The 24,635-nt window shown below is 43.5% G+C and carries 20 protein-coding genes and 2 pseudogenes; 14 read left to right on the top strand and 8 right to left on the bottom strand.

The window, feature by feature from the left end; translation table 11 throughout:
- Positions 1-57: 57 nt before the first annotated feature.
- On the top strand, positions 58-1,281 hold the full coding sequence (locus F6J90_RS25540; protein ID WP_293099865.1) for a peptidoglycan-binding domain-containing protein: 1,224 nt from the start codon (positions 58-60) through the stop codon (positions 1,279-1,281).
- Between the two features lie 81 nt (positions 1,282-1,362).
- Here F6J90_RS25540 and F6J90_RS25535 read toward each other — a convergent pair whose 3' ends face one another.
- From F6J90_RS25535 to F6J90_RS25525, 3 genes and pseudogenes are all read right to left on the bottom strand, one after another.
- The gene (locus F6J90_RS25535; RefSeq protein WP_293099862.1) at positions 1,363-2,697 is read right to left on the bottom strand and encodes a glutamine synthetase family protein; all 1,335 of its coding nucleotides are present in this window, start codon (positions 2,695-2,697) and stop codon (positions 1,363-1,365) included.
- Between the two features lie 109 nt (positions 2,698-2,806).
- The gene (locus F6J90_RS25530; protein ID WP_293099859.1) at positions 2,807-2,989 is read right to left on the bottom strand and encodes a hypothetical protein; all 183 of its coding nucleotides are present in this window, start codon (positions 2,987-2,989) and stop codon (positions 2,807-2,809) included.
- 228 nt (positions 2,990-3,217) lie between these two features.
- Positions 3,218-4,475 (bottom strand): annotated as a pseudogene (locus F6J90_RS25525) (RNA-guided endonuclease TnpB family protein).
- Between the two features lie 372 nt (positions 4,476-4,847).
- Here F6J90_RS25525 and F6J90_RS25520 point away from each other — a divergent pair.
- From F6J90_RS25520 to F6J90_RS25505, 4 genes are all read left to right on the top strand, one after another.
- Positions 4,848-5,237, top strand: coding sequence for a RidA family protein (locus F6J90_RS25520; RefSeq protein ID WP_293037915.1), 390 nt, complete (start codon positions 4,848-4,850; stop codon positions 5,235-5,237).
- Between the two features lie 463 nt (positions 5,238-5,700).
- Positions 5,701-5,850: a hypothetical protein gene (locus F6J90_RS25515; protein WP_293099857.1), complete on the top strand. Its 150-nt coding sequence runs from the start codon at positions 5,701-5,703 to the stop codon at positions 5,848-5,850.
- A gap of 999 nt (positions 5,851-6,849) precedes the next feature.
- Positions 6,850-8,280, top strand: a complete 1,431-nt coding sequence (locus tag F6J90_RS25510) for a YCF48-related protein (protein ID WP_293099854.1) — start codon at positions 6,850-6,852, stop codon at positions 8,278-8,280.
- A 4-nt stretch (positions 8,281-8,284) separates the two neighbouring features.
- Complete coding sequence (locus F6J90_RS25505) at positions 8,285-10,378, top strand: ferritin-like domain-containing protein (RefSeq protein WP_293099851.1); 2,094 nt, start codon at positions 8,285-8,287, stop codon at positions 10,376-10,378.
- Positions 10,379-10,471: 93 nt separating this feature from the next.
- Here F6J90_RS25505 and F6J90_RS25500 read toward each other — a convergent pair whose 3' ends face one another.
- From F6J90_RS25500 to F6J90_RS25490, 3 genes are all read right to left on the bottom strand, one after another.
- Positions 10,472-11,638, bottom strand: a complete 1,167-nt coding sequence (locus F6J90_RS25500; protein ID WP_293099849.1) for a catalase — start codon at positions 11,636-11,638, stop codon at positions 10,472-10,474.
- Between the two features lie 205 nt (positions 11,639-11,843).
- The gene (locus F6J90_RS25495; RefSeq protein WP_293099846.1) at positions 11,844-13,427 is read right to left on the bottom strand and encodes a peroxidase family protein; all 1,584 of its coding nucleotides are present in this window, start codon (positions 13,425-13,427) and stop codon (positions 11,844-11,846) included.
- A gap of 253 nt (positions 13,428-13,680) precedes the next feature.
- Positions 13,681-15,474: an ABC transporter substrate-binding protein gene (locus F6J90_RS25490; RefSeq protein ID WP_293099842.1), complete on the bottom strand. Its 1,794-nt coding sequence runs from the start codon at positions 15,472-15,474 to the stop codon at positions 13,681-13,683.
- 508 nt (positions 15,475-15,982) lie between these two features.
- On the opposite strand from F6J90_RS25490, the gene F6J90_RS25485 reads away from it, so the two are divergent.
- The 4 genes from F6J90_RS25485 (at position 15,983) to F6J90_RS25470 (ending at position 19,246) form a co-directional block, all read left to right on the top strand.
- The gene (locus F6J90_RS25485; protein WP_293099840.1) at positions 15,983-16,579 is read left to right on the top strand and encodes an IS607 family transposase; all 597 of its coding nucleotides are present in this window, start codon (positions 15,983-15,985) and stop codon (positions 16,577-16,579) included.
- Positions 16,563-17,180, top strand: coding sequence for a helix-turn-helix domain-containing protein (locus tag F6J90_RS25480; RefSeq protein ID WP_293099837.1), 618 nt, complete (start codon positions 16,563-16,565; stop codon positions 17,178-17,180). Before F6J90_RS25485 ends, F6J90_RS25480 begins: the two co-directional genes overlap by 17 nt.
- Positions 17,181-17,442: 262 nt before the next feature.
- Positions 17,443-17,709 (top strand): hypothetical protein, encoded by a 267-nt coding sequence (locus tag F6J90_RS25475; protein WP_293099834.1) that lies wholly within the window; start codon positions 17,443-17,445, stop codon positions 17,707-17,709.
- Positions 17,710-17,878: 169 nt separating this feature from the next.
- Entirely contained in the window at positions 17,879-19,246 is a 1,368-nt protein-coding gene (locus F6J90_RS25470; RefSeq protein WP_293099831.1) for a hypothetical protein, read from the top strand.
- A 151-nt stretch (positions 19,247-19,397) separates the two neighbouring features.
- Here F6J90_RS25470 and F6J90_RS25465 read toward each other — a convergent pair whose 3' ends face one another.
- Both F6J90_RS25465 and F6J90_RS25460 read right to left on the bottom strand, forming a co-directional pair.
- On the bottom strand, positions 19,398-19,637 hold the full coding sequence (locus tag F6J90_RS25465; RefSeq protein WP_293099828.1) for a hypothetical protein: 240 nt from the start codon (positions 19,635-19,637) through the stop codon (positions 19,398-19,400).
- Between the two features lie 3 nt (positions 19,638-19,640).
- Positions 19,641-20,675, bottom strand: coding sequence for a hypothetical protein (locus tag F6J90_RS25460; RefSeq protein ID WP_293099825.1), 1,035 nt, complete (start codon positions 20,673-20,675; stop codon positions 19,641-19,643).
- Between the two features lie 345 nt (positions 20,676-21,020).
- Between F6J90_RS25460 and F6J90_RS25455 the strand changes: the two genes are divergently transcribed.
- From F6J90_RS25455 to F6J90_RS43750, 5 genes and pseudogenes are all read left to right on the top strand, one after another.
- Positions 21,021-21,311 carry a DUF2499 domain-containing protein gene (locus tag F6J90_RS25455; RefSeq protein WP_070394113.1) on the top strand — a complete coding sequence of 97 codons (291 nt, stop codon included), beginning with the start codon at positions 21,021-21,023 and terminating at the stop codon, positions 21,309-21,311.
- 203 nt (positions 21,312-21,514) lie between these two features.
- Positions 21,515-21,823: a DUF3593 domain-containing protein gene (locus F6J90_RS25450; RefSeq protein WP_293021741.1), complete on the top strand. Its 309-nt coding sequence runs from the start codon at positions 21,515-21,517 to the stop codon at positions 21,821-21,823.
- Between the two features lie 264 nt (positions 21,824-22,087).
- Positions 22,088-22,990 (top strand): annotated as a pseudogene (locus F6J90_RS25445) (serine/threonine-protein kinase); the annotation flags it as partial.
- A gap of 715 nt (positions 22,991-23,705) precedes the next feature.
- Positions 23,706-24,365, top strand: coding sequence for a hypothetical protein (locus tag F6J90_RS25440; protein ID WP_366513849.1), 660 nt, complete (start codon positions 23,706-23,708; stop codon positions 24,363-24,365).
- Positions 24,304-24,627 (top strand): hypothetical protein, encoded by a 324-nt coding sequence (locus tag F6J90_RS43750; RefSeq protein ID WP_366513847.1) that lies wholly within the window; start codon positions 24,304-24,306, stop codon positions 24,625-24,627. Before F6J90_RS25440 ends, F6J90_RS43750 begins: the two co-directional genes overlap by 62 nt.
- The last annotated feature ends 8 nt before the right edge of the window (positions 24,628-24,635 follow it).

Genomic DNA, 24,635 nt, shown 5'->3' with positions numbered 1-24,635 from the left:
ATCTAAGTCCTATTTATCCAAAAACAAGTTTGAAGGAGACATACAGTTATGGAAATTATGAAAGAAAAAATCTTTCCTTATGAGACAGAAAAGTTTCTTCATCTCTTAATTCTATCAATTTATATAATTTTTCCTTGGCTACTAATTTCACTAGTTAAACTTCCCTTTGGGGATAAGGTGATTATTAAGTCTCTGGTTTTTATCGCTATTTATCTATTGGCGAGTATTCCTTGTTTTACCAAAATCAAAAATAAAGTGAATTATGATGATCAGTTTGCTAATGCTTTTATTGTCATTGCAGTATTAGGTATGTTCCCTATCGTTTCAGTAATAGTGGCTGCCAACTCTCTCTCTGAAACGATTATCTCTCAGTTCAGTAGCGATAGAAATACTAATCTGATAATTGCTGGCTTATTCTTTATGCTATCAGCCTATGGACTAACAATAGACTATAAAAACCTGACCGGGCTTTTTAAGAAAGTTTTTGAAGAACTTTTCTCGCTTTTAAGGGATTTCATAAATCATGGTATTATTTCTATAATACTAGTAGTTGTATCGATGATTGGAATCCGTATAGCTGAAATCAATCCAATTCTTGGTGCTATTTTGTTTATTTTGGGTATTGGTGTTTCAATCATAACGCTGGGTATAAGTTTTTTGGCTATTAGTCAATTTTTAAAACTGATAGTTTGTTCGATATTCTTGGTTATTACGTTTATTCCAGGGTTAATTGCATCATTAATATTTGTTGGTGCTAGCCATACAATAGGTAATCTCCAACGTATTAGCAGCATCCTTTTTCCAAACGAAAAAATTTTGCAGCCGTTCATTTCCATGGATGATGCTTTAAACAATACTTCAATACCGTTATTAGCTATCTCCCTAACATTATCTACGCTATTGTATGGTTTATCAATTTATACTTTAGCCTCTCAAGAAGCTTTAATTACCAGTGTATCTGTTCAGATATTAGCTCCGATTTTAAAAAGTAAAAAATCTACACTCAAATCACCTGAAATCGATATTTGCCAACAAGTCATAGCTCTGAAAAATGCGCCTACCTTAAGGCCAGGGGAACAGAACGATAAAGTTCGTATTTTGCAAAAGCTACTCCTGAAAAAATATGGTTATCGGCAGAAGCAGGTTCCCTTGGATGGAACATACAATGATGGAACTGTAGCAGCAATTAAAAAATTTCAGCTAAAAAATAGCTTGAGTGCTGATGGGATTGTTGGTCCTCAGACATGGAAGTTATTAGTTGAGCAAAGTGGCTGCTTGTAGATGAAAAGGTCTAGATTAGTATTCAGGTATCAGCCGTGAGGCTGATACCTGACAGCTGAATCCTTACCAATATCAATACTATCAATATCGCTCTAATAAAAGCTCGACTTCTTCTTCTAACTCAAAATCTTTCATTGCCTCCCACTCGGCTTTCCTTACCGCTAGATACGCTTGAGCCAATTCTACTCCTAAGGCATTCAATAGTACTTGATCAGCACTTAAGTTACCAATCGCTTCCCCTAAAGTAGTTGGCAATAACTCAATACCCCTCTGACTACGTTCTAATTCTGTCAAATGTCCTGGATCTACTGCTACAGATTCTCCCAATTCCAAACTGTTACGAATTCCATCCAAGCCAGCCGCAATTACTGCTCCCAAGGCTAGATAAGGATTAGAAGAAGCATCAACAGTTTTCAGTTCAAAATTGGTTGGACTCTCACCATCTGGGTTACTCGGTACCCTGACCGCAGCCTCTCGGTTATCGATTCCCCAACAACGGAACGCGCCACTCCAGCAATGAGGGCGAATCCGTCGATAGGAATTAGTACTGGGTGTAGTTAGTGCCATTAAAGCAGGTAAATGGTGTAAAATTCCAGCAATAAACTGACAGGCAACTTGGGAAAGTCCCCCATCCCCTTCTGGATTGAGTAACAGGTTTTTGCCATCCCGCCATAGGCTGAGGTGGAGGTGACAACCATTACCAGCTTGGTCAGCTAGGATTTTGGGCAGAAATGAGGCAACTAGGTGATGTTGAAATGCGATCGCTTTTACTGTCTCCCGGAAGGCTATTTGTTGATCTGCCGCTGGTAGGGCTTGGGTGTACAGTATAGAAATTTCCTGTTGACCAGGACCACATTCTGGGTAATACTGCTCTACGGGCATCCCTTGCTCCACCAAAGCTTCAGCAATGTGGTCAATCACCTGCTGATGTTGATCCATTGCCAGCGTCGAGGCAAATACGGTATTGTCTACCGGTAGAATCCCCTCAGGGGTTGGCTGCAGCAGGTAAAACTCATTTTCAAATGCAGCAACCACTTCTAAGCCCTCACTTTCCGCTTCTGCTACCATCCTTTTGAGGAAGTTTCGGGGACAATACGGCCATGGGCTACCATTGTTGACCATATCCCCAAACACACGGGCATGACCAGGAGCATAGGGTAAGGGGGTTAAGGTTTCCCAATCCGGTACTAAGCGGATTTCACCGATGGGTCCCAAGCCACTGCCTGGGACTGGGACATCATACATCACCGGTAGAGCTTGCTGGGCTGCTGAAATGCCCACACCGTGCTTGAGGTAGTCTGGTAAGGTTTTCCAGTGGACTGCTTTACCACGGATGATGTTAGCATTGTCGCACCAGAGGATACGCACAAATCGAATACCTAGTTCATCTATAGTGTTCAGGATTTTATTTTTCATTAAAAATTTTTTTTAAATTATTAGTTTTTGTGGTGTTTAACTAAAAACAAATATCATCTCAAAAATCTAGACTCAGTATATAATAATTAATGGTTAATTGTTACTATTGTTAATAGTTAATGGTTACAGGACTTAAGCATAAATCGGGTTTCTTAATATAATTACTGGATTTCAGCCTTTGATTTATAGCGATGCAGCGCGGTCTTGGGGAGGCAGCGCGGTCTTGGAGGTCCCCCCCATGAGCGACTGCATCAAGACAAACAGAAACCCGGTTTGAAGGGTCTTGGTGCATCAGTGCTGATTACTGATAAGCTGATCCACATTAAAATTGCATAATTTAAGCCCTGAAACCCTTGATGGGCTTGAGTTGACTAAGAAAAATCAATGTTGATTAGCTTACTACTGATAATGAGGTGCATTGATGACATAGCACTTTCTGACCCCTCATCCTACTAATACCACTATTACCCATCATCCCCCTATTCTTGACCTCCTTACTACCAAGTTGACACTCCCGGTCCTATAAGAACGGGGATTCTTTAATCAACGAGGTCGCTTGCTCTTTCAGACCGGAATCAGAAAGAGTAGAGGCGTCCTCTCCTAAAGCGTTGGGATCAAGGATCCAGGTTCCGGTGTGCCCCACCGTACCCAAGGCTCTTCTCAGAATATTAATGGCTGCATTGTGGTCGCGTTCGCGTAGCGTCGCCTTCGGCGAATCTAATACACATCCACATGAACAGGTATGGGTTCGCGTTGATAATGATTTTTTGACAACTTCACCACAACTGGAACAATTTTGACTAGTGTAAGCAGGATTCACCGCTACTGTTTGTCTGCCAAACTTTTGTCCAAAATACTCCAGCCATTTCCTAAACTGATACCAACCTGCATCATTAATAGATTTAGCGAGACAGTGGTTTTTGACTAAATTTTTGACCCTCAAGTCTTGCCTTACGGCACGCTGCGCGAACGTAAGCGACCACATCGTTAGAGCGGATTACGCAGCGCGCCAGTCTCTTGGCGTGCTCTTCACGTTGCCTACTTATTTTGAGGTGTGTCCTCCCTAATCTATTAATGGCTTTTTTCCGATTGGATGAGCCTTTCTTTTTGCGAGAAACCCGACGTTGATAAAACTTCAGTCTTTTTTCGCCTTTCCGATAAAACCTGGGATTTGATTCTACACCTCCCTTAGAGTCGGTATAAAACTCCTTAAGTCCTACATCTAGTCCGACATTAGTATGAGAAGGTTCTAGAGATTCCCTTTCATCAACTTTTAGACAGAACTGAACATAGTAACCGTCTGCGCGGCGCACCAATCTAACTCGCTTAATTAGCTTTTGATCATAACGCCATAATTCCCAAGTTCCTTTGAGTTTTAGTCTTCCAATGCCTTTCTTATCTAAAAAGTCTATCGTTTTAGCATCAGGGGACAACTTCCAGCCCGATGTTTTATATTCAACCGATCTGGAGAACTTTTTGAATTTAGGATATCCCTTTTTACCAGGAACTTTCTTTTTACATTTATCGTAAAATCTAGCAATTGAACTATAAGCTCTTTCGACCGAAGCTTGACATGCATGAGAGTTTAAGTCTTTCACAAAGGGATATTCAGCCCTAAGCCACGTATTATGGCGATACAGCTCTTTCTGTCCTACACCTCTATTGTCCATCCAGTAACGGATGCACTTATTGCGAACAAACTGACCAGTGCGAATCGCTTCATCAATCGCAGCGTATTGAGTTTTCTTCCCTTTGACCTTAAATTCTAAGACTCTCATTTTGACGTGGTACAACTCTACGTAATATCATAGCACAAAAAAAAGAAAGCCGTCCGTTGTTCGCGCAGCGTGGCCTACGGCCAAGTTACCGTAAGATAGTGGAGTCTTTATGGTTGGCAGGCTATGGGTAAAAGAGGTGCGACCCGTGGCGAATTTAATTCGCCGAACGCGCCCCGCGTCTCCTACGGAGAACGGAAAGCGCACCTTTGGTTAAAACTTATTGATTAAGACTCCACAATAAACAGGTTTCTATCCAGCGAAGGACGGGGCTTGAGACCCAATTTTTTTGGTCATGGATAAGGCTGAGATAGGAATCCTCAAACTGCTATCTTGGAATGTGTCAACTTGTCCATCCTGAAACAACTGAAGACCATGACACGAAAGATTATCCGTACCCCCAATGCCCCAGCACCAGTAGGACCATACAATCAAGCGATCGCAGTCAGCGGTCAAATGATTTTTGTAGCTGGTCAAATTCCCCTTGACCCTAGCACCGGTGAAATTGTTGGTGGTAATGATGTAGCCAAGCAGACAGAACAGGTAATGGCTAATCTTGAAGCTATCCTAGTCGCTGCTGGAGCTAAAATCCCAGACATAGTCAAAACCACGGTATTTCTGGCAGATATGAATGATTTTGCGACAGTAAATCAGATCTATGCCAAATACTTTAACGAGGAAGAGGCTCCAGCTCGTGCCTGTGTTGAGGTTTCCCGACTACCTAAGGATGTTTTAGTCGAGATTGAATGTATTGCTGTGATTTAGTCTTGTGGAAGCTGCTAGGGTGTTAGCTGACTGCTGATAGCTAACTTATTACGAAGGAGCTGGGGGGGCGACAAGGGACCCAAAGTACTTGCCAGCTCTAAGTTTAAGGTCACTATGAGCCCAAACTTATGAGCCCAAACTATATATAGACAGTTATGAGCATATTTTCAATTACTGGAAACTCAATCCCTGATTCTTTCATCCAAGTGGTCGAAAAATCGGGTTTATTTATAAGTTTGGTAACTGAATTGAATAAATCCAGACCAGATAATAATGATAGCCGAACTGTCACCCCCTCAGGTTGTGATCTATAAAGATTTTAGCAAGATTTTTTTTCACATTCCTTAAGTAGATAAAGATTATAACAAAATTACTTCTGCTATAGATTAGTAGATCTAAATCAACTGTATTATGAACTACGAAAATTATGATGAACTACGAAAATATTTTGTAGTCAACAGCAATGAAAACCTTATTAGCAACTGCCATAGGAACTGTATTACTCACAAGTACTGCCCAAGCCGCAACATTTGTAGATACCCGAGAAGCCTTAAACCCTAATGATTTCCTAGATTGGTCTGAAGTAGCTGAGGTTGTTGTAGCACCAGGGTAAACGCATCTAAATTTGTATTATAAATTACAGCAACAAGGTAAACAATAGTATAAAAAATCTAGAATCGACCGGTTTATTGTCAACAAGCCCGAAACATTGCTCAATTATTTGCGATGTTATCCTTGGTGGATTTGAGAGTACTCGAAATTATCGTTGCTTACGCAAAAGCTCCTTTGATTTTTGTTCAAAGTCAGATGAGTTTTCGTGTAAGCATTCAGCGGTCAGCGGTCAGCCGTCAGCAGTCAGCTATCAGCTTGTAGGGTGGGCAAAAAGCGATGCAGCGCGGTCTTGGGGGTTTCCCCCATGAGCGACTGCATCAAGACACAGTTTGATTGTTTTGAGTATTAATGATTATATTACTTTGCCCACCCTACTTTAATTCGTCTGATAGCTTGTAGGGTGGGCAAAAAGCGATGCAGCGCGGTCTTGGGGGTTTCCCCCATGAGCGACTGCATCAAGACACAGTTTGATTGTTTTGAGTATTAATGATTATATTACTTTGCCCACCCTACTTTAATTCGTCTGATACTTGAGGTGCTGATAGCTGATAGCTGATAGCTGATAGCTGAATGCTTACGTTTTCGTAGGGTAGCGCGCCGCTACACCGATTCCTGTACCGATCGCGCTATGTGAACTTTTGTCAGTCAACCAGCAAAACAGTCTATAGACAAAAACGAGTGTTTTTGCTCATTTACTCATATGCCTCATGGGTAGCGATCGCTTGCTAATGACTTTCTGGATCATTAATTTTTTGGAAGTCCCTAGTCTTTATTACGCCAATGATGAGTGAAAATGATTAAGAATAATTGTTTCTTTGTCTAAATAAATATTACATTTAAATAATATCTTGTCACTGGTGTTGATCTGAAGATGTAATCTTAAAGAAATTAGAGAATAAATCAACCCAATACAGTTGTCTGTCTTTTATGACATAAAAAAAGGTAATGAAAGATTGCGAAAAGCGTTTTAAAAACGGCAATGTTTGGACAGGGGGTTAACATGAACTTGAGAGACAATGGCTATCGGTGGGTGGCTACACCAGCACCATTGGCCGGTCGTTATGACGATATTTTTTTCATCAATCCTAATGTTGGTTGGGCTGTTAACGGGAATGGACAAATCCTAAAAACCGAAGATGGCGGAGGTCACTGGAAGATCCAAGAACAGTTACAGGGGGTTTACTTTCGCTGCATTCATATGCTGGACGAACAGATCGGTTGGGTTGGTTGCGTAACCCCAAGGAAACAACTCTACCACACCAGTGATGGCGGTAAAAACTGGGTTTTAGTAGAGAACTTGCCAGCCGATGCCCCCTCAGCCGTTTGCGGACTTTGGGTACTTGACCAAGAGAACGTATTCGCATCAGGAACCAACTACCCCGAACGACCGGCACGCTTCTTCAAAACAAATGATGGCGGTCAAAGCTGGTTTGTTAGGGATATGGAAGATGTGGCTACCCTTCTGGTGGATATCTACTTCAAAGATGACCAGACAGGTTGGGTTGTCGGGGGTCGTTCGGTGCGGCCTAACCCCCGTCGTTCTGATGTTGTGCCTACAGTCCTGAAAACAACAGACGGTGGCAACACCTGGCAAGATATGCTCGGAGATATCAATGTTCCATTAGGGGAATGGGGCTGGAAAATCCAATTTTTAGATGACGATCCGGAATTTGGGGTAGTTGCCTGTGAGAATCTGAAGGCAGGGGCGATTTTAATCACTGAAGACGGGGGTAACTCCTGGCGACGACAGGAAATTCGCAACAGCAACGGTCAGATGATTAATGAGAACCTGGAAGGCATTGGTTTTTTGAATCGTCAGGTTGGTTGGGTTGGCGGTTGGGGAGATCAAGTTTTTGAGAGCGGTCGTACTAGCGAGACAACAGATGGCGGTTTCACCTGGAGCGACCTGACCCCCGATTGGCCAAAACCCGATCCGGGCTATTCTTGTCCCCCTAGTCCCAATATAGGTCAATATATCAACCGATTTCGCTTTGTTAGCGACGGGTCTGTCACTGTCGCTTACGCCTCCGGTAACACTGTTTATAAATACACCAATCAAGAATTACACGAGCCAACAGAGAGGGAAGTAGCCGGTAACCGCTTGCTCGGGGCAACGGAACTTCACATCACTGCAGATCAGGTTCTGATTCCCCTCACCGTACCCGAGGGCGCAACAAACTTATCTGTGGTTCTCTATGATCGGTTTGCGGGAAAAGTACGGACGTTGCTAGAGGAACGGAATCCCGCAGAGGGCCCTCGCCCGATCTCCTGGGATTTACGAGATGACAGCGGGCAAAAGTTAGCCCCTGGACAGTTCATGGCGCGCGTCACCTGTGACAACGAATCAGAAAGTCGGCTGATTTTCCCAGAACGCACTGGAGATCGACTCGCCTTAACTGCTACGACTCCCCATGTACTTAGAGAGGACTAATGTGATGACAAAAACCTATGAGATACCCCTAGAGGTTCTGGTTTGTCAACCTCCATCTGAGGCTGCGATCGCAACCCTCGAACTAACAAAATTGCCCCTGAGTTTTGAGATCGAACGGAACCCGCGAGATGAAGCGGCCTTATTGCTAACGGTCGCAGCCGAAGTGGAACACGCTTTAATGGTTCAGTACCTCTATGCTGCCTATTCCGTGCGCGACGATCAAACAAATCATGAGACAAAGGGACGAGTACGATCGCTCTACCAGCGATTGGCTCAACTAGCACGGGAAGAAATGGGGCATCTGATGACGGTACAGAACTTGCTGCACCTGATTGGCGCTCCCCTAAATTTTGAGCGGGAAGACTCGCCCTTTGAAAGCAAGCTCTATCCATTCCGTTTTAAACTCGAACCCTTATCAAAGCAGTCATTAGCCAAGTATATTACCGCCGAACGGCCTGCCGAACAGGGGGATATTGATGATAAAACATGGCAAAGGCTCCTATATATTGCCAAAATTGCTCGGCGTGCCAATGACGGTCGTCCAATTCAGCATGTGGGAGCGATTTACGAGCGTCTGATAGAACTATTTGGCAATCCAGAAGAGGGACTCAAAGACCAAGACTTTCATACAGACCGAATCGACCTCCAAGGCACCTGGGATGATTGGGGCTATGATGAGGGTCTTGGCAGCAATGATAAGTCTGAGTCTCGACGAGTTTATGTGGATACCTTTGAAGGCTCTCATCCCACCACCTTACGCAAAGAGGCGGTCAAAGCTCTCGAAATCATTGCCGAACAAGGGGAAGGCTATGGCTCTACGGTTGACTCCCATTTTGAGCGATTCTTTCAACTTTACAAAGATTTTGAAAAGTTGAAGAATGAGGGGGTCGAATTTGTCTGGCCAGTGGCAACTAACCCCAGCACCACGCCGCCGCGTCCCATATTGGGGAAACGCAATCTTGATGATTATATCCGTGCTGCCTTTGAGGAACGGGGCTATATTGCCAACCCTCGCGCCCGTAACTGGGGACACCTGTTCAACTTACGCTATCGGTTACTGCTGGCTTTTCTAATCCATTTCTTGAAAATAACGGGTCGTCGCTATGTATCTTCAGGGCCCGATAAAGGCGATCGCACTCCGCGCGGCCTGTTGCTATTGTGGGCCTTCGATGAAATGCGCCATCTGAAGAAAATTGCCCAGAAAATGGTGCGGCTGCCTCTAAAATTATACAATGGGGTGACGGCCGGCCCTCCTTTCCAGTTGCCCTATACCCTCGATCTGCCAGATTTAGAACGGGATCGTTGGCGAGTCCATTTAGATGTGGTCAAGGCTTCATTAACCCTAGTCGAGAAAGCGCTTCAGGATGATGGGAGTCCCGACCAGAAAGACCCCTTTTTGGAGGATTTGCAGAGGTCTGATCGGGGACGGTTGAGCATTTTAGAGGCGTTGGCTGCGGGTCAGTCTATCCCCACCCATGCTCGGACAGAATCTTTCCAAAAGGTGGCTCGCATTCTGGAAGAAGCAGTGCGGGGGTTTTCTATCGATGCCCACAGCAATTTCTGGGCGGGAATCAATCGCGAGCAATTTGTGCAATTGCATATGTTTAATCGGCCTTTTCTCCGTCGCAATGAAGACGACTGCAACCTGACCGCAGAAGGATCGGAACTAGTAAGTCGATTAGAGAGTTCTAGTAAAACTGGCAAAATGCCCCGCTATCGACCGTTAGTAGATAGTTCCAGACAAGAGTTTGTCCGCGAGTGGATTGATGCTCAAGCACCAGATAACGAGCCACCAGGACAGATTGGTGTTCACCACGAACGAGAACCCAACCTTGAGCCCCTGCCATCTTGGGAACAGTTCCGAAAATCTGAGCGGGTGGGGTACAGATCGGATATTAGACCACTCTTTCGAGATTTTGATCTGGAAACACTGCAACGGTTAGACGGTATCGATCTCAATGATGTAGAAAATGTTCGAGCCAATGGGGAAAAGCTTCGAGAACGACTTAACGAAGGTTCTCTCCCTTATGATGCTTGCTGGTCGGACGAGCTAATCGATCTGTTTGAGCGCTGGATAGATAGCGGTATGGAGAATTGAGGTTTAGGGTTACACTACTTGTTACTTGAAAATTTAAAATTGGCAAGTAACAAGTAACACTTAACAAGTAACATGTATGCTTAACTTAAAAGACTAGTAGTTGAGTCCCCGTTTTTGATAACGATACTTAGCCACAATCGGATAAACTATATTACGTAGCCGGTTGAGAGCTCCCACAGGACGATGAACCACTAAGCCATTCCACGGGGAAAATCGCAGGTTTTCAGCAGAGTCGTATTGTTTGTCAAAATCGATGATCTGATGCTTGACAGTAAGGCGACCAACGGTAAAAAATGGTGACTTCTTCTCACTCCAACGAATTGTGACATCATCAATGGACATTTTCGGGTTGGTTTGGAATTGGATGCCAAAGTCCCAGCAATACAGGGCATCGGTTTTCGATAGTTGTTCGATCAGCTCGTCTCGATAGTAATTGTCCGGTTTGCTTCCATCCAATCCCAGAGCCTTGGCGCGATTGATGAAGGGAAGTTTGGGAATACCTGGTCGGGACTGATATCGAATGCTTTGATGGGGAGGCTGGCATGAAACAGGGGTAAATGCATATTTGATCACAGCGGGATACTCAACAGGAACTAGGCCCGGTTGAGACTGATCAAAATCTGGTTTGAGTCCAAGGGCATAAGCAGAACCACTCCAATACCGTTCCGTTAATAAACTCTTTGGGGTTCGAGCTGTTACTTTAGCTAAGGCTAGCAATTGCCTGGGATGACTCCTGAGCCACTTCTGGGCAGCTTGCTCTGACTCAACTATGGAGCCAAAAAATTCATAATAATATTTGATGGTTTTGATAAAAAAGATCTTGGCATTTTGAACAATAATATCTTGAGTGTTTGGCTCGTAGCTTTGTTCAAAGCTTTCTCCTTCCACACCAATCACTTTCACAGACATTGAGCGTGTGTCTTCGACATAGTCGTTTTCAACATTTGTTCGCCCATTGGCAAATCGCAGCTGAACAGGATATTGTTTCGGTGTCGCAAAAAGTCCTTGCTTGAGGGAAATCCCATTGAGTTGTTCTTGAGTAAGCCGAGTTCGTTTCGCCAGTTCGCTTTTAATGCTCTGTTCATCAAAATCAAAAATTTCTAGGTTTCCCTCCACCGAGGCGTGGGTTTTGGCATGGGTGTCTCGCAAAGCCCGTTCCTGATCCTTGTAAAGCTTATCCATCTGAAGCATGACTTGCTCGGCTACAAGGTTGTAATAGTTTTGTTCGTCCTTTTCGGGATATTCTGTAAATAGCTTCATGGTTATTTTTTATAGAAAAATTTTGAGGAATTGGTTTTGATAAACACTCCTTGAGGATACCAGTGGGTTTGATCGGGTACTGTCAAATTCAGTGAGCAGATAGCTGGTGATTGAGACTCAAATTTTACTTAACTGGTAATTTCTCAATCAGAGACCCAGCTAAATTTTTTGTTGAATTTTTCCTTGACAATACCCGATGCCTTGCTTACGGATTGTCAAATGTTACTTTATATTTTTTAGACTGATAGTTTTTATCCTGCTGTGGACTATTGCGGTTTACCATATCTGAGAGAGTATTTGTGTTTTGTATTACTTCCCAACCGACCGGGGAAAAGGTTTCTTCGTTGAAGATATTTTCTGCCAACAGGGGATTGGTCAATGCTTGGGAAAACGCATCAATTGCTATCAGTCGGTTAACCAAGGGAGGTACTGTCGCATTTGGTGGCACATCCTCGGCATAGAGTCCCACATAGAATTCAATATTGTTGACATCACCGTATAACCGTTTTAGTTCCCTTTGAGTATCTTCATCAGCTGTGATCTGATCGAAATCCGTCACCCGGGGAAACTTAGACATTTCCCGGTAATCATTATAGCTGGCCAGTTGAGCTTGACGACCTAAGTCGATACTTTTCAATTCAATAGGTATCAGGAATTCTGGCGTGTTAAACAAACCAATTCTGGTGCCTGGTTGGGAACAAGTCTCCTCAAACAATTGTCCCAAGCCTTTATTGATCAGCATCTCATTATTCCAGAGGCTATCCACCATGGGAATTTGCTTGCTGTCATAGGTCAGAGTCTCGGGAAGGGCACTGTGCCAACGATATACCAAATTAAATTCCACTGTCATCCAATTCTGGCGATACCACTTCTGATTGGTACAAGCTGGGGGATCGACAATCAAATTGAAGTGATAGGAGGTAATGTGATTAACATACTCTTCCACCACAATTTTCATGATTACGACCATCACGATGTTTCTGGCCGTTTGGAAGAGTCGCTCGTCATCCCAATCGGGATAATGCTTAGCCAGTAAATCACACAGGCGATTGTGTTCCCTCAGACACAGCACATTAAGCATTACATAGCCAATTTGGACATTGGCTCGTTCTACACCCATGGCAAATAGTTTGGCTTTCTTGGCTGGGTCGAGTCGCTTCTCATCATTGAGCGGCTCATACAACCCGTCAAACTCTGGCTTGACCACTCCCTGTTCTGGATCGTCGTAATAGAAGAGAGGATATTCTTCACCATTGATAATCTGGCTTTTCAGTTTCCCGCCCTGATGGGACCTCAGCATGTCTGTAGATTTTCTGTTCAACCCATAGACGGGACATAAATCGATGGCGTGGTTAGAGGTATTCTTTAATTTATTGTAGTGATCAGTGCGCAAAAAGCCATCCGTAAACCACTGCACCCAATAGGGAAACAGCAGGGTAGACTTCTCGGAATAGATGGTTTTCCCCTCTTGTTTGCGAAACAAAACAGCAAGGTCTTCGAGAGGGGGAAGGTTCCCTGGTTTGTTGAACTCTGGATCGGGGGGTAAATGTCGTCCGCTCCAGGTTCGGTCTGTTAATGAGTCCCAAGAAGTATAGGGTGCGATCGCGCTTAACTTATGGGGACGAGTGGGAATTTTGTAGACGACATTGTTAATCATTGTTTTGTTGGCTTGACGTTTGAGATAGTCGTTGCTTTGAATAAAGTCCCAAATCCCCTTGAAGTTGTTTAAAGCCAAGTTTTCTAACCGGTTCCTAAATCCGTCTCTAGATGTATTCCTTTTTTTTGTCATCGAACTAGTTCCCTTTTGGATATATAGCCTTTACAAATAGGTCATGAAAAACTATGCCTATTTTTCTGAATGACAAAAACTACTCGTAACTCTTTCCTACTCTGACATTTGCCCTGTTCGCTGTTCGCTTTTGGCCTCACTCCTCTGTTTACATCTCAAATAAAAAGCCTAGAGCAGTATTACTTGTCCCAAGAGTTTTTGTCCCAAGAGTTGTTACCTTTGAAGTTACACATTTGTAATTATAGTGTTCTATCTAAATCTTATCCACAGTTTCAAAAGATTCTGAACCGAGTGGACTGGGCTTCCAGCCTTGAATATTGGCTCGCTTACCTAAAAGCGGTTGGGAGTGGACAATGGGAATGCGCACGGCTTGTTCAAATAAAATTTTATCCACTTGGCGATAGATTCTTGCCCTAGCATCCTTGTCTTGGGTCTTACGACCGGTTTCCAATAGCCGTAGGATTTGGTTATTCTTCCAACGTCCAAGGTCAGCGGTAGCATTAGGTCCGAAGTGGGAATAGTAGAAGTTATCTGGGTCGCCATATTCCCCAGTCCAACCCAATATAAACCCTTGGAAACCAGGAGACTTTTGTCGGTCTTTGAGATAATCTTTCCAGGGTTTTGTTTTTAAAGAAACCTTGATGCCAATCTTACCCAAGTCATCAGCTATGGCTTGGGCGATCGCTTTCGGATCAGGATAGTAGGGGCGGGATATTTTCATATACCAGAGTTCCAGGTCAAAGCCTTTGGGGTAGCCAGCTTCCCTCAGTAGTTGCTTGGCTAGCTTTGGATCATATTTATAGCTACCAAAATTAGATGACTCAGACCAATCCAGTAGGGGTGGGGTGAAGTGAGCATCACTCTCTCCTAAACCCTGCCAATATTTTTCGACAATCTTTTGCTGATTAATTCCTAATGCGATCGCAATCCGTACCTTTTGTTTGGAAAGGGGTTTGTAGTTGGTATTGAGGGATAGATATCCGACGTTGAAGGAGGGACGGAAAATAGATTTGAGGTTAGCCTCACCAACTAAATTTTCTAATTGCTTAGGAACTAGGTCTGAAGTGAAGTCAATCTCTCCAGATTTCAACATGGTCAGGCGTTTGCTAATATCCGGGATGAACCGCACGATTACCTTTTCTGCTTTAGGTAGGTTTGGTTTCCAGTAGTTTGGGGTCTTTTCTAGGATAATTTCCTTGCCATTACGCCACTCTTTGAATTTAAAGGGACCTGTCCCTACCGCTAGAGATGACTCACGACCATACTTAGAACCTGCTTTCTTGATGGCGGTTGGGCTAGCGATACCAAAGTAGCCTGACCCAATCATCGCTGGAAAAATGCTTAAGGGCTGTTTCAGGACAAATTGAATTGTATACTTATCTTTGATGACTATCTGTTGTAATAGGGATTTCGAGTTTCCCTTGAAGCCACCAAATAAATCAGCCCAAATTTGATACTTTCTGTCTTTATCGCGATAGCCGTATTTGTTTTCCGGGTCCCACCAACGCTCGACATTGAACTTAACTGCTTCAGCATCGAAATCAGTGCCGTCATGAAACTTGACCCCTTGGCGCAGTTTAAATGTCCAAACTCTGCTATTCCGAGACGCTTCCCAATCAGTAGCTAATCCCGGTTCCAGTTCAATGGTTCCCAGCTTGTATTCCACCAGGCGATTGTAAATTTGTTTCTGGACAACCAGGGATTCCCGGTCGCTGATATTACCTGGTTCTAGGTTTTCTGGTTGTCCCACTGCTCCGTAAACGATTGTCCTTCCCTTGGAATCCTTAGGAGGTTTAGTTGGGGAAGGAGTAGGAGTAGGAGTAGGAGTAGGAGTAGGAGTAGGAGTAGGAGTAGGGCTGGGAGTAGGGCTGGGAGTAGGGCTGGGAGTAGGAGTAGGAGTAGGAGTAGGAGTAGGGCTCTCAGAAACAGTAGGAGTAGGACTCTCAGGGGTATTTGTCCCAATCCAATTAGAAGGGCTAACGCAGTTAGAGAGAACTATAGTTAGGACAAAAGCCACAAGCAACAGTATGGGTCGCCATCGCCTCATTGATAAAACTCCTTTATATTGCGGCTCTTGCCAGGAATTGGTAACTAATAGTCATTAGTCATTTGTGATTAGTTTTTATTGACAGGACTTACCCTTGCTTGTGTTCCTTAACCCTAATTGTAGGGGAGCAATGGTTACGTCATCACTATATGTAGAGCAACTGCTGAACTCCTTATTGATTTATGTTGATTTGGATACATCTCCGATTATAAAAATAATTTCCGAACTTTTAGGCGTTAATTGCGTTATTTAAGTTTTTTGCGTTATCAAAAAAGTGGTCAAACCCAAATTGACCAAAAAGTTGGAAGCCAGAACTTTGAGCAGGGGGACCCTGGCTTCCCGCTACCTATCACTAAAGACACCATAACTATGGTAAAATCTATACCTGCCCCGCGTCCCCTCACTCCCTAACTAAGGCAGGGCGCTAACTGATCCAAGGCTTGTTATAGCAAACAAAAATATTCCAATATCTCCCACAATCTTCCAATATGTGTGCTAGAGTAAAAATATGGCACTCATTCCACTCCGTAAGGCGGTCGAACTTACGGGACTCTCCAAAAATACATTAAGGAAATACGCGGATAATGGAACGATTAAGTGCGAAAAGACGCCGGGAGGAACTCGACTATTCGACGTCGAAAGCTTGCTCACCTTCGGAAGAAGTCAAGCAAGTTCCCAGTCTAGTCAGTTCACAATCTGTTATTGCCGAGTCAGTTCTACTAAACAAAAAGACGACCTCGCCCGCCAAATCGCATACCTCCATTCACTCTTCCCGGAAGCGGAAATCATCTTTGACATCGGTTCAGGACTCAACTACAAAAGGAAAGGACTTAGAACCATACTGGAGCGAATTGTGCGCGGAGATCAGCTCACGATTGTTGTTGCCTGTAGAGACCGACTTACCCGATTCGGGTTTGAACTCATTGAGTACTTGGTCGGCATCAACGCTGGAAAAATCCTGGTTCTCGACCAACCTGAAAGCTGTCCAGAGTCAGAGCTTACCGCAGATCTTCTCTCCATCATTCACGTCTTCTCCTGTAGGGTTCACGGACTCCGGAAGTACGGGAAGAAAATCAAAGAAGATTCGAGTGTTCCTAAGCTCTGAACAGCGCTCGCTTGTTCGGCAATGGTTTGGAGTGTCCCGCTATGTGTTCAATAAAACCGTCAAAATCCTCCAGAATGGAGAAGTAAAAGCTAACTGGAAAGCTATTAAAACCGAAATACTAAATGACCTTCCGGAGTGGTGTAAAGTAGTACCTTATCAAATCAAATCTATAGCGATAAAGGATGCTTGCACCGCTGTCCAGGAGGCCAAGAAAAAGTATAAAAAGACATCACTTATTCAACGAGTAAAATTCAGATCTCGTAAAAACCCAATCCAGTCTTGCTATATCCCAAAGTCAGCAGTTTCTGTTGTGGGGATATATCACACAAAATTAGGAAGGCTGACATATTCTGAAAATCTTCCCGATAATATTTGTGACTGCCGACTGACCAGTAACAATGGGGATTACTATCTAATTGTCCCCCACAAAGTAACTAACACAAAAGCCGAAAACCAAGGTATAGTGGTTGCTTTAGACCCTGGAGTCAGGACTTTTATTACTTTTTTTAGTGAAAAATCTGTGGGAAAGATTGGGCACGGAGATTTTTCCAGAATAAGCGCGAATATGCCAGCATCTAGACAACCTGTTATCAAGGATTAGTAAAGCCAAGCGTGGGCAGAAGCGTCGAATGAGAAAAGCTGCTCGACGAATGGTAATCAAGATTCAGAACCTGATAAATGAGCTTCATCATAAGACAGCTAAATTCCTAGTTGACAACTTTGACGTAATTTTGATTCCAACTTTTGAAACAGCTCAAATGTCGAAGAGAGGTAGCAGAAGAATCAGATCAAAAACTGTCCGGAATATGCTGAATTTCGCTCATTATCGGTTCAAATAATTTCTGAAGCACAAAGCCCAAGAGGTGGGGAAAACTGTCGTAGATGTTTGTGAAGCTTATACTAGTAAAACTGTCAGCTGGACAGGGGAATTAGTCAACATCGGTGGAAGTAAAGTAATTAAATCAAAGGTTGATGGTCGGACGATGGATAGAGACATCAACGGCGCTCGTGGAATATTTCTGCGTTCGCGCAGCGTGGCCTACGGCCATGCCTTGGGAGATACCCCCTGGCTGAGAAATCAGCTTGCATTAGTGAGCCAGAATTTACCTTTGGTAGATTCTGGTAGCTAAAAAGTATCGGTCTTGACTCTGGAGCAGTTATTATGGTTAACTGCTCACAGTTAAGTTAGAGGGTAGCAGCGGACAAAGTTTGTCCTACTCCTAGACGGAGATAGGTTCATTTCTAATTTCGCTTGTAATTTGTAATAAGTCGTATGTTAGGTCTGTATGGAGTAAGCATATGGATGGTGCTTCTGGCAGCAAAAGGCTAATTGGTAATCACACCAATCAAGAGGATGCATTGAACTCAAGCGTAAACTCAAATGCGATCGCAAAATCAAGCTCTATTCTGGACTTGATTTCCTCAAATTCCGATCAAGTCAGGGTATTTGCCTTCGATATCCGAAGCCAACCCTACTATCAGGGCAAGAATACACTCGAAGCTTGGGCGTCAAGAGCCCTAGCTGTAGCTGGTTCAGACGATGTCGTGATGATTCCTGGAAATCTGGATCCAGAGTACTACGACTGGCTGAAAAATCTTGGCTTAGGACCCCAGAAAGTCTTTGCCTTCAACCGTGAAAATGAACCAGCACTGCTCTCAGAGCTGATAATGCAAAAAGCGGATGAAGTAAGAGCATTTCTTGCATCTATAGGAAAACCGTTGGTGTTTGTTCCTTATTATTCGGCAGATGTAGATAAACAGGCGGCGTCAACCATTGATGCCGTTTTTTTTGGCTGCGATCAGTCTATTACCTTAAAGTATTTTGACAAGTCCACCTTCAAGTCCCTGTGTCAGTCTCTTGGTATTCCCACAGTACCAGGAACTATCCTGAGTAAATCATCATACTCTGAGGATTTTGAGACAGAACTGCGACAGGAAATCTTAGGTTGGCTTAAGGATTATGAGACGTTACTGATCCGGGGCGCACAAGGGTGTGTAGGCTCATCACTTTATAAAGTTAACAGCAGTAACCTCGACACTGAGATGCCAAAAATGCTGGCATCAGGAGAAAGTTGTTTTTTAATTGAGCCATTCCTCAAAGTCATTACATCCCCCAATGACCAGTGGATGATTGGCAGCAATGGAGAAATTGCTCATCTGGGCATAACATGCCAGCTGTTTAATGGGTTAAAACATATCGGTAACGTGAAAGGAAAACCCTATTCAAGACGGATAGAAGGGTTAATTCGCGATTACTCCTTCAAAATAGCCCAGCAGATGCGGGATGATGGCTATCTTGGCATCTTAGGCATCGATTATATTGTCACAGATCAAGGAATATTTCCCATCGAAAACAACGCCCGACTGAACGGATCGTCCTTTGCATTTTTCATTCTTGACAATTTGTTTGGTTCTAGTGACTACGATGGATGCTGGAAGGTTTTGAGACTTAAAATCGAACCTTGTAGTTTTAGCACCCTAAGGGAAAAGATTGGTTCCTTAATCTACCAGGGTAATGGTAATCCGAATTTTGTCTTTCCTTATGAATTTGACACCTTACGAACTCAAGGGGATGTCACTCTATTAATTGTAGCTGAGGATTTACATCACCTGGAATACGTTGAGAAAGAGCTATTATCTAAACTAGAAATAGCAGCTCTTAATTGAACTAAGGATTGAAATAAAGCAGATACGGCAATCATCAGATTAATTTATCCATTTACAGGGGAAATGGTCAACCTAGGCATATCAATTAGGTATGTAAAGTTAACCTAGGCTTTTTCCCTCTTTTTCTTTTTTCGGCTTGAGTTTAGATTAATTAAATATAGCGTTTCTCGCAGTTATGAGGTACAGTCTTCTTTGACGTTGATTCCCTGTTAGGTGCGCTCTTACCATTAAGAATTAAATTCGCCACGGGTCGCACCTCTTGATGCAGCCCATCGCTATTCCCTATTCCCTGTTCCCTGTTCCCTGTTCCCTGTTCCCTGTTCCCTAAAATCCAGAAATTGTGTACCTCATAGCTATAATTGCTATAAAACAGATGATTATAGTGATTCATAATCTAAAGCAAATCAATATGTACATTATCAATAGCCCAGTTATCGAATCCAGAACCACTATGGTTAAGCTGTAGCCAGCGGAACTGAGTAGCACTAGTTATAGCATCGGTGTCAATGCTCTCAGTAATAGTTGTCCAACTGATGTAGTCTTCTGTGTCATACAAACCCAGTCTTATCCAAGAGATACCGCTATCAATGGAATATTCAAGAGCGATATCTTCCCCAGAATCTGCATTTTCGCCTCCATTATTACTATTACCAATGATATTACCAATGATCAGGTCAAAGGAAATAGTACCGCCACGGGAAACATCTAGGGATTCGGTAATAGCATAACGGGAGTTATCTTCTGGAGAACCGCCATCAAACCAAAGGGAGTTGCCATCGCCACCAAAGTTGGTATTAACTTCACCATTGCTAATTTCTGCCCATTGGCTATTATCTATATCCGGGTCAAAGTCATCTTCAAATATCAAGCCATTCAGTGTAAGGTTATCAATCAGCAGCCCAGAGTCAACCGTAGAATCGGTCATATCCACCACTCCTATACTGACAGTAAAAGTGCCAGCTGTTGTAAACTCGTAAGTAAATGTTTTGTAGCCAGTCTGTGAATTAAAAGAAGTCGTGGAGGCGACAAAGTCACTAGTTGTATCTGCTACTTCCAACAGGTCCCCTGAGGAGATAGAGACAAAGGCAAAATCGTTATAAACATTGTTGGCAGTGTTTTCATTGGTGATGAAGTTCCAATCAAAGGTCAAAATGTCCCCAGCTTCTACAGTAATTGGGATGAATTGGATGGCTGAGCCTTGATTAACATTCCCATTGCCTACTTGATCTAACTCTGTTGTGTTTAACCCCAAGAATTTTTCCAGTTGAGCAATGCTGACAGACTGGTTTCCATTGGTAATTAATGCTTGGTAGCTTCCTTGAGTTGGGGTGATTCCAAATACCTCTGTTTCAATTATAGCATCGCCAATAGCCTCCCAATTGCTAAAATCACTGTTCTCGAAACCACCTTTTTTAAAAACTGATGTCATAGTTATAATAATCAGAATGTGTTTAATTCCGACGATAGCATCGAGGCTTTTTGATTGTGTAAGTGATTATACTATTTTATTTAGCCAGGATAGCATTAGGCATGATAGGATTAAGTATTAGGGATTATTACTAATACTAGTGTAAATGTTATGTGAAGTATCTGGTATAATCTTGGTATAATCAAACAAGTAAACTGAAGATAAGAGGATGTCTAGAAGCATCACTATTATCAAGCTTGGGTTTTGGTAACTTTTAAATTACTAATTTAAAAATTACTAACTGTGATTACTCCTAAGCCATTACCCATTACCCATTACCCATTAGTCTGTACTCCTAAGTTTTTTATGCATGCTCTATCAATTCCAACTTGGATTATTCACATTTCCAGTGTTATCGAGTGGATTGCTGCAATTTGGTTAATCTGGACCTATGGTGAAATTACTGGCAATCGTGCATGGTGGGCATTGTCTTTTGCCATGTTACCAGCATTGGTCAGTGCTATGTGTGCTATAACCTGGCACTTTTTTGACAACCAACAATCCCTGGAGTGGATGGTTACAGTCCAAGCAGCGATGACGGTTGTAGGTAACTGTACCCTCTGTGGAGCAGCTTGGTGGATTTGGCGTTCAGCGTAGGGTTGCTACCAATGCCAGGGATAAGTTTTACGGTCAGCACTCAGCTATCAGCTATCAGCTATCAGCTATCAGCTATCAGCTATCAGCTATCAGCTATCAGCTATCAGCTGACGGCTGACGGCTGACGGCTGACGGCTGACGGCTGACGGCTGAATGCTTACGTTTTACGAATCATTTTGACAAGCATTTTTCCTGATATTCAGATGATTTCTAAAGACACATTATTTGCTATTTCCCTATTTCCTTACCTAGGATTCTTGTGGTTTCTCACTCGTTCTGGACAAACACCCCGTTTAGCGCTAATCGGATTTTACGTCCTCTTGGTGTTTGTTTTTGTTACCATCCCAGCTGGAATTTATTCCAAGGTAGCTTATCAGGAAGCATTAGCTGATGTGGATTGGCTACATGGCAGTGCTGAGTTTTTTTTAACCCTGTCCAATACTTTAGTAGTACTGGGCTTCCGACAAGCAATTATGGAACATATAGCAAAGGGAACAGGGAGTAGGGAGTAGGGAGTAGGGAGTAGGGAGTAGGGAGTAGGGAGTAGGGAGTAGGGAGTAGGGAATATGGCCTCAAAAATTATCACAATTCCTTGAGAATTGCTATCAGGGTTGGAAGTAATCAGGTAATTAGATAATGAGGGGATAGGGAGATCAGCTAGATAAGATCAAAAAATCCCCTACTGTCACCATTACTCCTGATCACATCATTGTTTATCTATTCGTATATAGGGCAATATATAATTATAGATAAAAGACCGACTGCTGACCACGATAATGAGCTACTGTCTCAATCCCACTTGCCCCAATCCCAAAAATCGAGAAGGAACTAAATTTTGCATTGCCTGTGGCTCGAAGTTGCTGCTGAAAGAGCGATACCGAGGGATTAAACCTATAGGTCAGGGTGGATTTGGTAAAACCTTCTTGGCTGTGGATGAAGATAAACCTTCTAAACCTCCCTGCGTCATCAAGCAGTTTTTTCCCCAAGCCCAGGGAACCAACACGGTTCAAAAGGCAGCTGAGTTATTCACCCTGGAAGCGGTACGGCTGGATGAGTTGGGCAAACATCCTCAAATTCCGGAACTGCTGGCGTATTTTTGTCAAGATAGCCAACAGTATTTGGTGCAAGAGTTTATCGATGGACAAAACTTAGTCCAAGAACTGGCCAGTCGGGGTGGATTTAATGAAGCACAAATTCGGGCGCTACTGGATGATTTGCTGCCATTGCTGCAATTTGTTCATCAACATCATGTCATCCACCGGGACATCAAGCCAGAAAACATTATTCGCCGCAGGAGTTTAAGGTCTTCGGTTGTCGGGGGAGCAACCCAGGTCCCTGGTCAACTGGTTCTAGTTGATTTTGGAGCATCGAAAGCTGCTACTGGCACTAGTCTAGGCAAAACTGGCACAGCGATTGGCTCATTTGGTTATGTATCACCAGAGCAAAGTATTGGTAGAGCAGTTTTTGCCAGTGATATCTATAGTCTTGGTATCACTTGTCTTCATTTGTTGACCAATAGGCACCCCTGTGATTTATTTGATGTCAGGGAGGGTGTCTGGGTGTGGCGCAACTTTTTGAGTCATCCTATTAGTGATCAGCTTGGTCGCATCCTAGACAAGATGATAGCGGGGGCTATTAACCGACGTTATCAATCAGCGGCTGAGGTAAGTCAAGATTTGCATGCTCAGACAACTCCCGCAACACCTCTAAGGCAACAAAAACCAGTTACACCTCTAGGGCAACGAAAACCAGTTACACCTATCAAACCTACTGTACCATCAAAGCCAGCAGTTGGGGGATTGAATAAAAGGATTGCTCAAGAATTAGAAGAATTGAAGTCTGAAATTATGGGTAATCCGAACCATAAATTAACCCATCAAACCCTTGGTTCTCAGGTTGGTGGGTCTAGTAGTTTACCAAAAACTAAAACTAAACTTGATCTGGAATTGGAGGAGATTCAATCTGAATTTCTTGGCTCTTCTAATCCTCAGCAAAATCCTGGTTCAGGTTGAGACAGAAGGGAGCAGGGAGTAGGGAGTAGGGATCAGGGAGCAGGGAGCAGGGAGCAGGGAGCAGGGAGCAGGGAGCAGGGAGCAGGGAGCAGGGAGCAGGGAGCAGGGAGCAGGGAGCAGGGAGCAGGGAGCAGGAGCAGGGAGCAGGGAGCAGGGAGCAGGGAGCAGGGAGCAGGGAGCAGGAAAGAGGGAAGTTGGAAGTGGGAAGAGGTAAAAAATTCTGTTTACCTCTTAGCTATGATAAACGCTATAGTTTTAGGATATTGCTAAGAAGAGAAGAAGTTGGAGTTAGGGAATAAGATAGGATTTTAGTTGGTTATATCAAGTTCTATAAAATGGACTTTTGGCTTACTAATTAAATCAATAGTCCTGAGGGTGTTCCATGACAATAAAAGTCCATGACCAATTTGCCAAGCAATATCTTAAAGAACTCCTAGACCCACTCGGTAAGGTAGAAACGAGTTGGGAAGTGGCTGGGGAAGTCCAACAAGTTGATGTTTACTTTGTGCCATCTCCAGCACTAGCAACCAATGCACAAAACCTGGGATTACTTGGAGAACTGGCCACAACTCCTGCAATGTTTGAACCGTTCCGCAACCCAGTCACTAAAGCCGAGGTGCTCAGTTGTATCGGTAAACTGGCGGAGGTTCATGGTCAACTGTTCCGTCAGGCTAAGCGAGCTCATGCCCAAGTTAGGGTCACTGAATTGCCTCGTTTATGGATTCTATCCCCAACCGCTTCGGAAGAGTTTTTGGAAAGCTTCCATGCTCAACCAGATCTGGTTAATTTTCCCAGGGGTATCTACTTTCTGGGGAAATCGTTGTATACGGCAATTGTGGCGATTCACCAACTGCCGGTGACGCCGGAAACCTTATGGTTGAGAATTCTCGGTAGAGGTAGAGTACAACAGCAAGGGATTGAGGAATTGAAATCCCTACCCACTGACAGTCAGTTCAAAGCCAATATCCTAGAATTAGTATATGACAAGAGGCGCGATATTAGAGGCACGTATAAAACAGAATCAAGACCTAGAGGAAGATGACCGGGAGTTAGTAATGCAATTATCTGGGATTTATCAACAACGACTTGAAGTGGCTACTCAGCTTGGCAAACAGGAGGGACTAGTCCAAGGTATGCAACACGAACGCCGTAGTATGGTCACTTACTTATTGCGATCGCGTTTTGGTGAACTAGACCAGCAACTCCTCGCCATCATTGAGCCATTGATTGCACTCTCTCCAGAAGAATTTACCCCCCTACTGCTACAATTGTCTCGTGAAGAATTATTGGCTCGATTTTTGTAAGCTATCAG

The sequence above is a fragment of the Moorena sp. SIOASIH genome (assembly GCF_010671925.1).
Taxonomy (GTDB): Bacteria; Cyanobacteriota; Cyanobacteriia; order Cyanobacteriales; family Coleofasciculaceae; genus Moorena.
This window is presented reverse-complemented; position numbering and strand designations above follow the sequence as displayed.